The organism is Arenibacter sp. 6A1 (genome assembly GCF_012272855.1).
In the GTDB taxonomy this organism is placed as follows: domain Bacteria; phylum Bacteroidota; class Bacteroidia; order Flavobacteriales; family Flavobacteriaceae; genus Arenibacter.
The window spans coordinates 264,040-278,989 of sequence record NZ_JAAXCQ010000005.1; the positions used below are offsets into that span (position 1 = coordinate 264,040).

Genomic DNA, 14,950 nt, shown 5'->3' on the forward strand with positions numbered 1-14,950 from the left:
TTTAAGAAACCTACTTTTTACTTAGCTTCGTGCTGCTTTTCTTAATTGGTGTAACCACTATATTTCTAAACTCAACCGGACCGTGGTCTCCTTGAATTAAAAACGGACCAGCTTCGGCCTCGTTGTTATCTAAAGCGCCACCCGTAATCCCAGGGATCACTTGGTCATTGATAATAGTTTTTCCGTTGGCCACTATTGTCACTCTTCTTCCTATCAGGGTAATATCATAGGTCTGCCATTCTCCTGCACTTTTAGCAGCCATTTCATTAGGCTCTAAAAAACCATAAACCCCTCCAAAAAGGATATCCGAAGGCTCAGATCCCTTACTATCTATAATCTGTACCTCATATCGGCCACGAAGGTAAATACCACTGTTACTACCTTCTGGGTAACGGAATTCTACATGTAATTTAAAATCGGTGAACTTCTCCTCCGAGACCAAATTAGCACCCGATTGTGGACTTTTTAAGATCCCATTTTCTACCACCCATTGGTTTTCTCCCATGGCTTTCCATCCGCTTAGGTCTTTCCCGTTCAGTAATTTTATAGGTTTGTCCCAAACAATTTTTTCTGTATACTTCAGTTTTGGCGCACGGTTGGCTACCCAGTCATAGGTATTACCATCTGTGTACAACATAGTTCCTTTAAGTGCCTCGCCATCCATAGTACCTTCAAACACCATATCGGAATTTCCCTCTTCCCATTGTGGAGGAATGGAAAAACTAAACTTGTCGCCCTCTAGTTTTATTTCCGAAATAGGCCTGGCACTACCCATCGCATATACAAAACGTCCAACCAGGGTGTGCGATCCAGAATGCCGCACTTCTAACCACGAAGGAAGCTCTTTTCCGTCTTGGGAAATAACCATATTCCATCTTCCTTCCAACTGCTTTGTTTCCTGTCCGTACGCGGACGTGGAAAATGAAGCCAAAACCAATCCTAATCCGGCTAAAAATAATTTAGAAGTCCTTTTCATTATATAAACCATTATTTTAATTATTTGCAAGCGTGAATATAACGAATATTATAAAATGAAAAGTTCCCAAACTAAAATATAAGCCTTAAAACCACTATTTAGCATTCCTATTGGCCCTATAGCTCCTTATTCATAAAATAAAGCGAGACAAGCCCTCGTCCTATTATTTTTAAAGACAAAACCGCTATCCAAGGCATAGGTTTAAGGCAAAAGAATTCGGTATTGAAAACGAAAATGATAATTTTGCCCAAAGGCCAACCCTATTACATGATAGCACCTAAAAAAACATATACCCTAAGCGAAGCCACTAAAAAACTCGAAAGCTACTGTGCCTATCAGGACCGTTGTCATAAGGAGGTACAACAAAAACTACAGCAAATGGGAATGATCCCAGAGGCCATAGACCATATTCTAGCATTTTTAATCCAAGAAAACTACCTCAACGAAGAACGTTTTGCGCGGAGTTTTGCCAGGGGGAAATTCAATATTAAGAAATGGGGCAAGAACAGAATTGTCAACGAGCTCAAACAACGTGACATCTCTAAATTTAATATCAAAGTTGCCTTAGAAGAAATAACGCCCGAAGCCTATTATACTACCTTAGATACTCTTGCGAAAAAACGATTGGCCGAAATAAGGGAAAAGGACATACAAAAATGCCGAAAAAAACTGGCCGATTACCTACTGTATCGTGGCTGGGAAAGCAGTTTGGTCTATGAAAAGATATTTGAATTAGTCCCGAATAAATAAAATAGCACCTTATAAAGACATTATATAAAGTCTGTCCTACCAAAATATTGCTACTCCTAGTAACGCGCTATGCTTGCAAAAGTCATCTATAAGCACCCAGTGTCACCACCCCGATACACCACAAAATCACCTATAAAAAAAGCATTGCCTAAAACCCATGAACCGATAATATAGGGAGTTTTAAACAATGCTTTTTTATCCTAGGCCAGTCTAGGCTGTAACCCAGGACTACCTACCTTATTATACCTCCTTAATCTAGATTAAAAGAAGCTCCGATACTAAATACTACTTGGTTGTTAAGCTCCTCGGCTGGCGTTAAGTTTTCCGTTTTATATTTTGCCAAGGGAAAGCCTAATTCACTATAAATCCCAAAGCCATCGCTAAAAAAGTAACGCATACCTACATGGCCTCCGAAATTCCTCAGCCCTAGGTCCAATCCTGGATACACGTCTACCATTTCCCCTAAATTCATAACACTTCCTAAATTGGCATTAAAACGTGCCTTCAGATCCATACGGTCCCCAAAATCGGCACCAATAGCTTTTTCGACTCCCAAGATATAAGACCCCTGTAGACCCATAGAAAAATTTTGGCCCATTCCAAAATCGTAGGTAGTCACTATCCCGGTTCCGTTGGTCTGAAAGTTCGCTCCTATCTGAAACTTGCTATCTCCCTTTCCCTCGTATGCCTGTGCACTAACAAACCCTACACTTAAAAGTAATACTGCAAATAATAATCGTTTTTTCATTTGTTGTCGTTTTTTTATTAATAATCCTTTTAGTACTAAACCTCCTAGCGAATTAGCTGGTATTTGAATTGACAAATGTATCTATAATGCTACAAATTACAATTCGGATACCTGCTTATTCGTTCTTTCTATGGCCTGTTCGTTTTTCCAATCTATCCACTGCTGTCCTTTAAATTTTCGCATCATATTGTCGTAATACCGCATTACAAGCACATTGTAAAATGCCTGACCTAAATTTTCAGGGTTTCGCGCAATGGCCCGTAAACTCATAGAAAAACCAGGGGTTATATATTTCATATAATGCCAATACCCTTCTGGCATGTACAGCAGCTCTCCATGCGACAATTGCGTTTTATAGCCAGAGGCCTTTTGTAAGGCCGGCCATTGCTCGTAATCGGGATTTGAGAAATCAATGCTTTCGTGGGTTATTAAAGAATGGGGAACCTTATACAGGTACTTATTTTCGGATTGTGAAAACAGTATTACCTCCTTTTTTCCTTCAAAATGAAAATGAAAAATATTGGCCAAATCAATATCGTAATGCATAAAGGTATGCGAATTGGCACCCCCAAAAAACAGCATGGGCAAGGTTTTCATAAGCCGCAACCCAAAATCTGGGTAGCGGTAATCTTGCTGGAGCTCTGGCACCTCTTTCAGAATGTTCCAAAGAAAAATACGGTATTTTGTAGGTTCGCGCTGTAACAGATCCAAGTAATCGGACATTTTCATCCGAGCATGGGGCTCATTAAACCCGTCTTTATGATGTACAGGCCTATCGTCATACAGCGGCACCATTTTATCACCGGCTATCTGACGAATATACTCAAAGTTCCATTTGGAATAAGCAGGCCAATCCTCAATACACTTTTCAATGACCACAGGTTTCTGCGGCTTAAAATAGTTATTGAGAAAATCGTCCTTAGTAATGGTTGCTACTCTTGGAATATCCTCTAAATTCAAAGTAATGTGGTTAATTTTTCCCTAAAGTAAAAAAACCAAAAGTTAAAAGCAGCTTTAACGCTATAGAAAAGTAAAGCCTGTAGGGAAATTTTTAAACTTCCTTACAGGCCCTTATATTATTCCGCTGATTTAGCCTTTTGTTTGGCAGCCTCGTTACGGTCTATGGTATGCCCTGGTCGGGTCCATTTTGGTTTTTCGCCCATAGGAGCATATTCAGAATCCGCAGCTTCTACCGTTTTAGGTTGCGATACCTTGGTAAACGGTTTTTGCGGATTTAATCCTAATAATTTAAACATCTCCATATCCTCGTTGACATCCGGATTTGGAGTGGTCAGCAATTTATCACCGGCAAAGATAGAGTTGGCACCTGCAAAGAAACACATTGCCTGTCCTTCCCTGCTCATTTGCGTACGTCCGGCAGATAAACGCACCTGGGTCTCTGGCATAATAATACGGGTCGTAGCGACCATTCGTACCATATCCCAAATAGAGATCGGAGGCAAATCGGCCATTGGCGTTCCTTCTACCGCTACCAAAGCGTTAATAGGCACAGATTCTGGCTGAGGATCTAAAGTAGACAAGGCTACCAACATTCCCGCACGGTCTTCCAAAGCCTCGCCCATTCCAATAATACCACCGCTACAAACGGTCACATTACTCTTACGAACGTTGTCAATGGTATCTAAACGGTCTTTAAAAGCACGGGTAGATATTACATCCTTATAGTAGTCCTCGGAAGTATCCAGGTTGTGGTTATAGGCATATAAACCAGCTTCGGCCAAACGGTGGGCCTGGTTTTCGGTCAACATCCCCAAGGTACAGCACACTTCCATGTCTAGTTTGTTAATGGTACGTACCATTTCCAACACCTCTTCAAACTCAGGACCGTCCTTAACGTTTCTCCATGCTGCCCCCATACATACTCTAGAGCTACCAGTAGATTTTGCTCGTAAAGCCTGTGCTTTCACCTGCGAAACAGACATTAGATCATTGCCTTCCACATCGGTATGGTACCGTGCCGCTTGCGGACAATAGCCACAATCTTCCGGACAACCGCCCGTTTTTATGGATAATAAAGTAGATACCTGTACTGTATTGGGGTCGTGATTTTCCCTGTGCACGGTCGCCGCCTCGTACAGCAGCTCCATAAACGGTTTATTATAAATATCTAAGATTTCCTGTTTCGTCCAGTTATGTCTTACTTTGCTCATAAATAGTTAGTTCTTGGGGCTTCCCTCGTTTTTTAATCCTTATTTATAGCAGAAAAACAATCCTAAAAAGGCCTGTTTTTCCCAATCCAATTAATAAAAAACGCGGTCGGGCTTTGCGCTATATCTTTTCTTTTTCTCTCCAATTTCAGTACTAGGCACCAAAGAAAAAAAAGAAAAGGATGCCGCTGCAATCCCTAAGCCGTCTTGGTTTTAAGGGTCAAAAATAACCTATAATCTGCAGATATAATAAAAATCGATATTCTATTTCGATATTCTAGGGCCTACTTTCCCATGAACAATCGGGAATAACAGAAAATTTAGACCAGTACCAGCCTATTTGGCTTCTTCCCCAATTGCTTCATTTTCATATGTACATAGCTATTGTTTTTTAGCGATCATATGTAATTCGCATATCGTCATTCGTCCTTGCGGCCAGTTTTCGGTCATGCTCATTTCATTTCCCAAATTGATTAATGCTAATTGAAAATTGTTAATGGAATGCTGCGTTAGGGACCGAGGCGGCATCCCCGCAGCAGCGCAAGGGATATAGCCAAGGGCGCGGCCCGTTAGGGAAACGCCCAAAACCTATCTTCTAAAAAATTATCAATCCCTACAGGGCTATACTACTATTCCTTGATATCGGTCGTTGTTGGAGTTTGTGAATCTGCCGCTTCGTCAATGCCCTTGCCCTTAAGGTACTCTGGCAATTGCATGCCCGCCATATTGAACATTTCCTGCAATGGCGGCACCGATTTGTACATGCCCGATATAAAATTGGCGGTAGAATTCTTGCCATCGGCACCATTGGCGCCAGAATCCCACACCGTAACCTTATCTATCTTAATATTTTTAATAGCTTCGGCCTGGGTTTTCACCAGTTCCGGCAATTTATCGGCGATCAGTAATAGTACGGCGTCCTTGGGGTTATTGCCTGCGGCCTTTACAATCTCGTCCAACCCTTGGGCTTGTTTTGTCAATACCTCAAACAATCCTTGGGCTTCTGCTTGTGCCTTAAAAAGGATAGCATCGGCCTCTCCTTTGGCACGTCTACGGATTCTTTCTGCCTCGGCTTCGGCATCGATTTCTACTTTTTTCTTGTCTATTTCTGCCGGTACTATAATATCGGCCATCTGTGAACTGCGCTCCCTATCGGCCCTGGCCAATTCGGCATCTTTCTCTGCGGCATAGGATTCTTCCAAGGCCTTGGCGGTCTGCACCTTTTCGGCCGCAATCGCCGTTCGCTCGGCCTCTGCTTCCCTTTGGCGGCGTAAAGAATCGGAATTAGCGACTGCAATTTTTGCCGTATTCTCGCCCTCTACGGCCTGGGCATTGGCCGCCGCTACTTGCGTACGTTCATCCTGTAACGCATTGGCCTCCCCAATAGATCCGTCTCGGTTCTTTTCGGCTACCGATTTACGGGCAGCATTAATGGCATGGGCCGCCGCTTCTTTCCCCAAGGCCTCTATATAACCCGACTCATCTACGATATCGGTAATATTAACGTTGATAAGTTTTAGACCTACCTTCTTCAGTTCCGACTCTACACTCTTGGAAATATTGGTCAGAAACTTGTCCCGATCCGAGTTTATCTCCTCTATATCCATAGATGCCACTACCAAACGCAATTGACCGAAAATAATTTCCTTGGCCAAATCTTGAACCTGTTGCATGCCCTGTCCTAAAAGACGCTCGGCGGCATTCTGCATAATCCCCGGCTCGGTAGATATCCCAATGGTAAATCTAGAAGGCACATTTACCCTAATATTTTGCTTGCTCAAAGCATTGACCAAATTTACCTCTATGGAAATGGGGGTAAGATCTAAAAACTCGTAGTCCTGAATAACCGGCCAGATAAAAGCAGCCCCTCCATGAATACAGCGAGCAGAATTGCCGGTACCCACCTTTCCGTAGACCACCAAAATGCGGTCCGAAGGACATCGTTTATAGCGCCTGATAAAGGAAATTACAATAATAAAAAAGAATAGAATGGCAAGGCCAATACCTAGTAAAGCGGCAGAACCGCCCAACTGCAAGGGAAATAAAAGCATAGGGTTATTTATTTAGTAATTCAACAATTAGTAGTCCGTTATCGGTAATGTCCTTTACCCGTATCACATTGCCCATGACCAGATCCTTTTCTTCATCGGTCAAGGCTTCCATTTCGCGAAGGGTGCCTTGTACTTTGATACTGACTTTCCCTATTTGTGAGCGGTTGGCACCAATGGTGATATACACTTCCCCGGTTTGGTTTAGCGCATTCTTTATTTTTAAGGTACCGCTACTTTGTAATTTTCCTAAATAATAGAATAGCGAAGCCATAGCGAACATCATCAGCAAACCGCAGAGGAGTGATATTAGCAGCGTGAGCCCCATGGAGAGTCCACCTTCTAAACACGCAATGCCGCTCCAACCAAAAATGGTAAAAAAACCCATTAAGTTTTTTAGGGATAAAAATTGGAATTCAATTCCGGTATCTGCTTCAATTTCTACATCTACATCGCCATCTAAACCGTCGGTTTCACCGCCAATTAAGGTAAGGATAAGCAGAATGAACAATATAACCGATGAGATTCCGGCGATTGCCCAATAAATTTTTTCGAATAGCGTAAAGGCCTCGAACCATTGTGCCATAATTCTGTAGTATGTTGGTTAGGTGTAGGTAAGATAAACAAAAAACAGTATTTCATACAGAAAGTCGAGCTTATTTTGTAAGTAAAATAAGCTATGCTTTATTGAGTGCCCAAATTAAAGCTGGGCACTCTCCTAACCTTTGACAGAAATTGTGGCCTTATTCCCTGCTAAGAAGAATGCTCACGGCATTACCGCCAAAACCTACGGCATTCACCATTACTTTGCGGATCTTTTTTGGTAGCGTCTCATGAGAGACAAAAGGGACTCCTATAAATTCTTGATATTGTAGCATTAATACGGCCAACTCTACACTGAGCATACCAGAAGTACCAAAGGTGTGTCCCAGTTTCCATTTATTGGTGGTCAGTGCCGGAAGGCGTTCTCCGAATATTTTCTCGATAGCAAGCACTTCGGCCCTATCTCCTTTAATAGTACCTGGGGCATGCATAACCACCACATCTACCTCTTCTGCAGCCAAATCTCCCAAGGCCATTTTCATGGAGCGTTGAAAACAAATGGCATCCGTGGAGATCGATATATTGTGTTCTAAAGGTTCGGTGGCATAGCCAATGCCCGTTATTATAGCCAAAGCATTGTCCGTTATTCCCTTTTCCAAACAGGCTACCGATGCTCCTTCGCCCAATACCATGGTATTTTGTTTTTTGTGCGGGTCCAAGGCCCTACAAGGAAATCCTTGGGACTCCGTGGGGTCCATCTTGGAATATATCTTTAAGGCCCTCATTTGGGCAATGGTAAACGGAGTCAATGGCGCCTCGCTCCCACCTACCAAAAACTTATTGGCCATTCCGCCCCTAATCCAAGCAATACCGTTCAAAACCGAATGCAGCCCAGTAGAACAGGTGATGGAATGAGAAATTTCCGGACCCTGGGTTTGTAGGTCGTGGGCCACCCAAGAAGAGATATTCCCTAAGGTAGTCGTTGGTGACGCATAGGTAGAAGATTGGTTTTCTTCTAAAAACTCGCGGTGGTATTTTTCAAACAAGGCCGTGGCACCACGAGACGATCCTATATTGATCCCAAAATTATCTTGCCCTGTCCAGCCCGCTTGGTCCATAGCCATGCGCGAAACCAGGAGCGCAAATAACACGGTATCGTCCAGATTACTGTATTTAGAATCGGAGGCTTCCAATTTCTCAATGGCTGCTTTTGCATGTTCGGGCAAACCGGCCACCCAAGCAAGGGTATCCCCTATTTGTTTTTCCTGTAAAAAATGCTGCTGCAATTTGTAATTATCCCAAGCCTCTTGTAACGATAGTCCCAAGGCCGATACAGAGGCAATGGCGGTAATGGAAATAGGTTCGTTCGTCATATTACAAAAATTCTAATGCAGCTTTAATACTCGTATAAATTTTATCCATCTGTGCCTTTGTGGTCACATAAGGTGCCGATATATAAACGGTATTCCCCAATGGGCGCAAGAACACCCCGCTATCCATAAAATGTTGAAACAAGCGGTCCCTTAAATTACCGTATCGCTCCATTTGTACATCTAGATCCAAGGCATAAATAATACCTGTTTGCCTAGTAGCCGACACTTTTGGATGGTTTTTTATTTCGGCATCAAAGTCTTGGTGCCATTCCATAATGCGGGCTATATTTTCTTGAATTTCATCTGAGACCAGCAATTCTAATCCGGCCAAAGCCGCAGTACAGGCCAATGGGTTTGCCGTATAGGTATGCCCGTGAAAAAGCCCTTTGGCAATATCGTCGCTATAAAAGGCGTCGTATACTTCCTGGGTACAACTGGTAATAGCCATTGGGACCAAGCCGGCCGTTAGTGCCTTGGACATACAGATAATATCTGGTTTTACTTCTAAATAATCAGAGGCAAAATGCTTTCCGGTTTTTCCAAAGCCAGTCATTACTTCATCGGCAATGGCCAATACCCCTTTAGATTTCACCAATGCCAATATTTTTTCCAACCCGACCGCATCGTGCATCTTCATGGCAGCTGCCCCCTGTATCAAGGGTTCGTAGATAAATCCGGCGATAGTATCCAGATCGATGTCGTTAATTAACTGATCGATTATACTATCGATATTCTCTTTGGTGGGTACCGGGATGCGTTTTACATCTATAAAATAGTCTTCAAAAGGGCCATTATAGACCGATAATCCAGAAACCGACATAGCCCCAAAAGTATCTCCGTGGAAACCGTCCTCGAAAGCCAATAACACAGAGCGCTTTTTTCCACGGTTATGATGGTACTGTAAGGCCATTTTTATACCGATCTCGGTAGCCGTGGAACCATTGTCTGAAAAAAATAGTTTCTCCTGATTGCCAGGTAGTATTTGTATCAAGGCCTCCGAAAGGGCTACCGCCGGTTCATGGGTAAAACCACTGAAGACCACCTGATCTAGTTTTTGCATTTGGGCATATACCCTTTCAATGATAAAATCGTTGCAATGACCATACATACAGGTATACCACGATGAAATTCCATCGATATATTCTTTTCCGGCCTCATCGAATAATACCGCTCCCTTTGCCTTGACAATCCCAAGCATTTTAGAATGTAGCTTATGTTGGGTCAAGGGGTGCCAAAGATGCTTCTGATCTCTTTCTGAAAGACTTTTCAATTGGTGTACAGTTTTAAAATATCCCTACAAAGATGGGGAATAATGATAAAAACAAAACCACCCTTTTGACTTTTTATAGGGAACGAAAATTTTTGATGCCTATAGCTGCCTTATCCTAATAAGTGGCCCCTCAATACCTACACTCCTCAATTTAAATAGCCCGTTTTTAAAAAATACCCAATACCGGGATCCTCGATAAAACTGCCAATACCAAAACATCCACCCTTTTTTTATAAAAAAAGGTGGATGTTTATGATGGTTTTCAAGTGTGGCAGATATTTATGCCACTACCAAGGCCTTTCTAAATTCTTTGGCGTAAGCTTTAACAATGTCCTTATTTATAATAGGCTCTCTTTTTATCCTTCCCAATACCGACACTCCGGTTTTTTTAAGGATAATATCTTCTGAAGCCTTATTAGGTTCTCCATTAAACACTATGGAAACATCATACCCTTTACCCAACAACCAATTAATGGTCAATAGCGAGTGATTAATACTTCCTAAATAATGGTTACAAACCACGACGACTTTATAAGCCGGCATGATAAGGTCTAAGATGGTATCGCAATCGTTCAATGGCACTAACAATCCACCGGCACCTTCGATCACCAAATCGTTATCGGTCTCGGGCTCATGTATGTTATTCGGGTCTATATACCCCCCTTCCAAGGCTGCTGCCTCGTGCGGACTTACAGGAGCTTTAAAGGAGTAGCTATTGGGATGTATAACCGTTTTATCGTTCGAAATTAGGCGGGTTATCGTTGCACTGTCGGAATCCTCCAAGGCTCCAGTCTGTACGGGCTTCCAATAATCTGCTTCCAAGGCTTCCGTCAATATGGCTGCTACTAGGGTCTTCCCTACATCGGTCGATATTCCGGTTACAAAAAACTGCTTCATATTACTGGGGTTTAGTTATAAATTCGCACTTAAGACATTTGTACTTTTTCTTTTCAAAAAAGGGAAACAGTTTGTAGAATACATTGCTCCTTCGGTAATAGATTTCCATTTTTTGAGCTTTGCAATTGGGGCATGTTCGTAAATTACCATCATCATCCATGGCATAAGCCCTTATTTCATTATAAATTTCCTGGGCTCTCTCACGATCGCTAGAATACACTTGTAATTTTACGCCACCAATGGCATGGCTGATCATAGGATCTGAATTTAGGATGTTCCCGTCCCTTAGGAAAACAGGAATTCCTTCAGATTCTAATCGTCCTTTCACTACTTGCACATCGGCAAAATATTCAAAGGCAGCAAGGGTAAAAAATTGATATTCCATTTGATGTATTGCCTAAATTCTTTTACAAGCTTAAGATATTAATAAATATGTCAATTTGCATATAAAACTTGACTTTTGACCTATTTTTCAGACAAGTGAACCAACATCTCTAAATGTAACAACAGGCTATTAATTTGATTTTCGGAATTATAACTATGAATACAAAACCGCAATCGTTCCTGCCCCTTGGGTACGGTAGGAGACATAATAGGTTTCACATCAAAGCCTTTCTCTCGTAATTGACCCGACCAATACTTCACCTGCTCGTTTCCGGGCACCAAACAGCAGTGGATAGCCGAATTACTAGGTATAAAATGTTGCTCCAAGCCCAAGGCAGTAAGCCGAGCGTTAAAAAATTGAATATTATTTTTAAGGGCTTGTATCCCTGCAAAAGGTTGTCCCTCTTGTTCGTTGTTCTCCAAGCATTGATGAACTGCTAAGATAGTAGCCAAGGAATGTGGTGGCAAACCAGTAGTATAGATAAAACTTCGGGCAAAATTCACCAAATAACTTTTTAAAGCCTCACTGCCCAAGATGGCGGCGCCATGGCAGCCCATAGCCTTTCCAAAAGTTATAATTCTGGCAAATACCTTATCTTGTTGCACCAACTGATGCAACAATCCTTCGCCCTTTTCACCATATACCCCAACGGCATGGGCTTCATCAACCACCAAATAACAGCCATTAGCCTTACATAAAACCGCTAAAGCTTCTAAATCCGGGGCATCACCATCCATGGAAAATACCGATTCGGTGACAACATATATGGTGCTGTCAGTATTCTTGCTTTTAACCCGTTCTATACTCCGGTACAGGTCCTCAACATCGTTATGCTTAAATTTATAATGTTGCGCATGGCTCATCCCTATCCCATCGCGGATACTCGCATGGCATAACTCATCGTACAAAACCACATCGCCCCTTTGGGGCACTGAAGAAAAAAATCCGATATTGGCATCGTAACCCGAATTAAAGACCAAAGCAGCCTCGGTATCGTAAAATTTGGCCAATTGGGTTTCTAGCTGCCCATAGAGCTCGGAGTTTCCTGTTAAAAGTCTAGAGCCTGTGGCTCCGTTGGCACAGATACCTTCGTTTCGCAGTATTTCGGAAGCCTTCTTAAAAACGGCCTCGTCCCTGGCAAAACCTAAATAATCATTGGACGAGAAATCTATTAAATGATTCCCGATAGGAAGTTGGCGCAACGCATTGTTAGTCGCCCTTTCCGATAATTTTATCTGTAACCGTTTTGGAAGTTCCACCATAGTACAAATGTAGCATTTCCTCTTTTTAAATAGTATATTCGCCTCGCACTGTTATTAAAAATAACGTCTAGCTAAAAAAAATCTATAACAACGTATTTCTCTTATGAAAAATATTTTTTTAAGTATTTTATTCCTTGTCCTTACCGCAAATGTAAAGGCACAAACCAACCAATATAGCATCTCTTTTGAAAATGCGGTTCACCATGAGGCCGAAATAAAGGCTACTTTCCCGGATTTGGCTCCCGGTACTTTGTCGGTACGTATGGGACGTTCTTCCCCAGGGCGCTATGCCATACACGAATTTGCAAAAAACGTTTACAATTTTAAGGCTACCGATAGTAACGGGAAGCTTTTAAAAATACAACGCCCCAATCCCTACCAATGGGATATTCTGGAACATAACGGGGAAGTAACCATTAGCTACACCCTTTTTGCCAATCGCGGCGATGGTACCTATGCCCAGATCGATGAAACCCATGCCCATTTAAATATTCCGGCCACCTTTATGTATGCCCCTGAACTAACAGAACGCGATATAAAAGTAGATTTTAAGGTACGAGAAGACCTGAACTGGAAAGTGGCTACACAAATGCAGCAGTTGTCAGCAACAAGCTTTGCCGCACCCAACTTTCAGTACTTTATGGATAGTCCGGTCGAAATTAGCAACCATGCCATCCGCCAATTTGAAGTAGAAGACAATGGTACCACCCAAACCATAGAATTTGTCCTTCACCACAACGGCACCGAAGCCGCCTTAGACACCTATTTTGAACAAGTAAAAAAGATAGTCCTTGCACAGCGAGACGTTTTCGGAGAATTGCCACAATACGATTTTAACAAGTATACCTTTTTGGCATGTTATATTCCAAATGCCTCCGGAGACGGAATGGAACATAGGAATTCTACCATTCTTACCGATACCGAAGGATTGGAAGAAGGGGGTATGAAAAATAACATCGGTACCGTTTCCCATGAATTTTTCCACGGCTGGAACGTAGAGCGTATACGACCACAATCTTTGGAGCCCTTTGATTATGCCGGAGCCAATATGAGCGGGGAACTGTGGTTTGCCGAAGGCTTTACCAGCTACTACACTAATTTTATTCTCTGCCGAGCAGGTATCATTACCCCAGCGCAATATGTAGAAGGTATTACGGGTACTTTTAATTACGTATGGACTTCTCCCGCCAGACAGTTCTTTAATCCTATTGAAATGAGCTATCAGGCTCCTTTTGTAGATGCCGCAACCTCAGTAGATCCTGTAAACAGGGAAAATACCTTTATCTCTTACTACTCTTACGGAAGCGTATTGGGACTTGCCTTGGACCTATCCCTAAGACAGGAGAAATTAAATTTAGACGACTATATGAAATTGGTGTGGCAAAACTATGGCAAAGATGAAATTCCCTATACCGTAACCGACCTGCATAAAACCCTAACACAATATGCCGGGAAGGATTTTAGCGACCAATTTTTTAATAATTATATCTACCAAAGCGGTATGCCCGATTATGAAAACTTATTTGCCTCGGTAGGCGTGGTATTAAAACAGCACTTGGACAAGCCTTATTTTGGAGCCAGTGTATCCGTCAACCAATTTGGAAGCGGTATCATTCAGCGCAACCCCAGTATTGGCGGTCCTGCCTATGCTGCAGCCTTGTCTAGCGGCGATGTCATTACCAGCATTAATAATATGCCATTGACCCAAGGCCAAAGTTTTAATGAGCTCATCGATCAGTATAAAGTAGGTGATACCCTTACTGTTGCCTACACCCGCTATGGCGTCCGTAAGACCACCAAAGTTGTTTTAGGAGCCAACCCTGCCTACAGCATCCATCTGATGGAAAAAGAGGGCAACAAACCCTCTAGAAAAGCATTAAAAGCTAGAAAAGCCTGGTTGAAGGTAGAATAGTCACAACTACATATATTTAAAAAGTGCTCCATAAGGTCCTAGGATTTTATGGAGCACTTTTTTTTGTGGGTTGTGGTTGCCTATTCTAATTTGGGTGTTCCCTCCTGCGTCGGGCGGGCTCTTCGCTGTATCCCTTGCCCTGCTGCGGGGATGCCGCTGCGATCCCTAACACAGGAAACAATTAACAATAACCAATTATCAGTAAACAAGGTAAAAAATGTACCAATTAATTAATGTAACAAGGTAAAATGAAATAATTCTGGAATTCGGGAATTTAAAAATGAGTTGATTTAATTGCTGCGTAATGTAATAGTGTAACAATTTGTTGAATTACAAAGAAATTGACCGTTAGTGCGAGTGTCACGCTTGTACCGAGTAGCATAAGAAGCTGTATTTGATAAAAGGGAACTGGCCTAAAGTATGTTATAGGAACATAAAAAGAAATGTCCTAGAAGCAGGATTTGGCGGTATGGTGGTTTTATTACTATTGAAACATTGAGGTTTGATGGCGCTCAAAGTCGGGAGACTTTGCGGATCTACTTTGCGGAACTACTTTGCGGAAGGGCAAAAAAAAAGTCCCTTCATTTTCATGAAGGGACTCTTAAAAAAAGGCGGCGG

Annotated in this window: 13 protein-coding genes; 2 read left to right on the forward strand and 11 right to left on the reverse strand. The window is 42.2% G+C overall.

Going from position 1 to position 14,950, the window contains the following annotated elements; translation table 11 throughout:
- Nucleotides 1–10 precede the first annotated feature (10 nt).
- Nucleotides 11–976, reverse strand: a complete 966-nt coding sequence (locus tag HCG49_RS06465) for a DUF1080 domain-containing protein (protein WP_168468720.1) — start codon at nucleotides 974–976, stop codon at nucleotides 11–13.
- Between the two features lie 267 nt (nucleotides 977–1,243).
- On the opposite strand from HCG49_RS06465, the gene HCG49_RS06470 reads away from it, so the two are divergent.
- Nucleotides 1,244–1,726 (forward strand): regulatory protein RecX, encoded by a 483-nt coding sequence (locus HCG49_RS06470; RefSeq protein ID WP_168468721.1) that lies wholly within the window; start codon nucleotides 1,244–1,246, stop codon nucleotides 1,724–1,726.
- 250 nt (nucleotides 1,727–1,976) lie between these two features.
- Here HCG49_RS06470 and HCG49_RS06475 read toward each other — a convergent pair whose 3' ends face one another.
- From HCG49_RS06475 to HCG49_RS06520, 10 genes are all read right to left on the reverse strand, one after another.
- Entirely contained in the window at nucleotides 1,977–2,474 is a 498-nt protein-coding gene (locus HCG49_RS06475) for a DUF6646 family protein (RefSeq protein ID WP_168468722.1), read from the reverse strand.
- A gap of 96 nt (nucleotides 2,475–2,570) precedes the next feature.
- Complete coding sequence (locus HCG49_RS06480; RefSeq protein WP_168468737.1) at nucleotides 2,571–3,440, reverse strand: cupin-like domain-containing protein; 870 nt, start codon at nucleotides 3,438–3,440, stop codon at nucleotides 2,571–2,573.
- Between the two features lie 110 nt (nucleotides 3,441–3,550).
- On the reverse strand, nucleotides 3,551–4,645 hold the full coding sequence (gene bioB, locus HCG49_RS06485) for a biotin synthase BioB (RefSeq protein ID WP_168468723.1): 1,095 nt from the start codon (nucleotides 4,643–4,645) through the stop codon (nucleotides 3,551–3,553).
- A gap of 626 nt (nucleotides 4,646–5,271) precedes the next feature.
- A complete protein-coding gene (locus HCG49_RS06490; protein WP_168468724.1) occupies nucleotides 5,272–6,693 on the reverse strand; it encodes a flotillin family protein in 1,422 nt (473 codons plus the stop codon).
- A gap of 4 nt (nucleotides 6,694–6,697) precedes the next feature.
- Complete coding sequence (locus tag HCG49_RS06495; protein ID WP_168468725.1) at nucleotides 6,698–7,276, reverse strand: hypothetical protein; 579 nt, start codon at nucleotides 7,274–7,276, stop codon at nucleotides 6,698–6,700.
- A 157-nt stretch (nucleotides 7,277–7,433) separates the two neighbouring features.
- Complete coding sequence (locus tag HCG49_RS06500; protein WP_168468726.1) at nucleotides 7,434–8,606, reverse strand: beta-ketoacyl synthase N-terminal-like domain-containing protein; 1,173 nt, start codon at nucleotides 8,604–8,606, stop codon at nucleotides 7,434–7,436.
- Between the two features lies 1 nt (nucleotide 8,607).
- Nucleotides 8,608–9,876: an adenosylmethionine--8-amino-7-oxononanoate transaminase gene (gene bioA / locus HCG49_RS06505; RefSeq protein ID WP_168468727.1), complete on the reverse strand. Its 1,269-nt coding sequence runs from the start codon at nucleotides 9,874–9,876 to the stop codon at nucleotides 8,608–8,610.
- A gap of 279 nt (nucleotides 9,877–10,155) precedes the next feature.
- Entirely contained in the window at nucleotides 10,156–10,773 is a 618-nt protein-coding gene (gene bioD, locus HCG49_RS06510; RefSeq protein WP_168468728.1) for a dethiobiotin synthase, read from the reverse strand.
- A gap of 1 nt (nucleotide 10,774) precedes the next feature.
- A complete protein-coding gene (locus tag HCG49_RS06515; RefSeq protein WP_168468729.1) occupies nucleotides 10,775–11,158 on the reverse strand; it encodes a putative signal transducing protein in 384 nt (127 codons plus the stop codon).
- 80 nt (nucleotides 11,159–11,238) lie between these two features.
- Nucleotides 11,239–12,420, reverse strand: coding sequence for an aminotransferase class I/II-fold pyridoxal phosphate-dependent enzyme (locus HCG49_RS06520; protein ID WP_168468730.1), 1,182 nt, complete (start codon nucleotides 12,418–12,420; stop codon nucleotides 11,239–11,241).
- 103 nt (nucleotides 12,421–12,523) lie between these two features.
- Here HCG49_RS06520 and HCG49_RS06525 point away from each other — a divergent pair, with 103 nt between their 5' ends.
- The gene (locus tag HCG49_RS06525; protein ID WP_168468731.1) at nucleotides 12,524–14,332 is read left to right on the forward strand and encodes a M61 family metallopeptidase; all 1,809 of its coding nucleotides are present in this window, start codon (nucleotides 12,524–12,526) and stop codon (nucleotides 14,330–14,332) included.
- The last annotated feature ends 618 nt before the right edge of the window (nucleotides 14,333–14,950 follow it).

Excerpts from the sequence above, each read along its gene's own strand:
- HCG49_RS06465 (WP_168468720.1), bottom strand. The coding sequence starts at position 976 with ATGAAAAGGACTTCTAAATTATTTTTAGCCGGATTAGGATTGGTTTTG.
- HCG49_RS06470 (WP_168468721.1), top strand. The coding sequence starts at position 1,244 with ATGATAGCACCTAAAAAAACATATACCCTAAGCGAAGCCACTAAAAAA.
- HCG49_RS06475 (WP_168468722.1), bottom strand. The coding sequence starts at position 2,474 with ATGAAAAAACGATTATTATTTGCAGTATTACTTTTAAGTGTAGGGTTT.
- bioB (WP_168468723.1), bottom strand. The coding sequence starts at position 4,645 with ATGAGCAAAGTAAGACATAACTGGACGAAACAGGAAATCTTAGATATT.
- HCG49_RS06490 (WP_168468724.1), bottom strand. The coding sequence starts at position 6,693 with ATGCTTTTATTTCCCTTGCAGTTGGGCGGTTCTGCCGCTTTACTAGGT.
- HCG49_RS06495 (WP_168468725.1), bottom strand. The coding sequence starts at position 7,276 with ATGGCACAATGGTTCGAGGCCTTTACGCTATTCGAAAAAATTTATTGG.
- HCG49_RS06500 (WP_168468726.1), bottom strand. The coding sequence starts at position 8,606 with ATGACGAACGAACCTATTTCCATTACCGCCATTGCCTCTGTATCGGCC.
- bioD (WP_168468728.1), bottom strand. The coding sequence starts at position 10,773 with ATGAAGCAGTTTTTTGTAACCGGAATATCGACCGATGTAGGGAAGACC.
- HCG49_RS06515 (WP_168468729.1), bottom strand. The coding sequence starts at position 11,158 with ATGGAATATCAATTTTTTACCCTTGCTGCCTTTGAATATTTTGCCGAT.
- HCG49_RS06520 (WP_168468730.1), bottom strand. The coding sequence starts at position 12,420 with ATGGTGGAACTTCCAAAACGGTTACAGATAAAATTATCGGAAAGGGCG.
- HCG49_RS06525 (WP_168468731.1), top strand. The coding sequence starts at position 12,524 with ATGAAAAATATTTTTTTAAGTATTTTATTCCTTGTCCTTACCGCAAAT.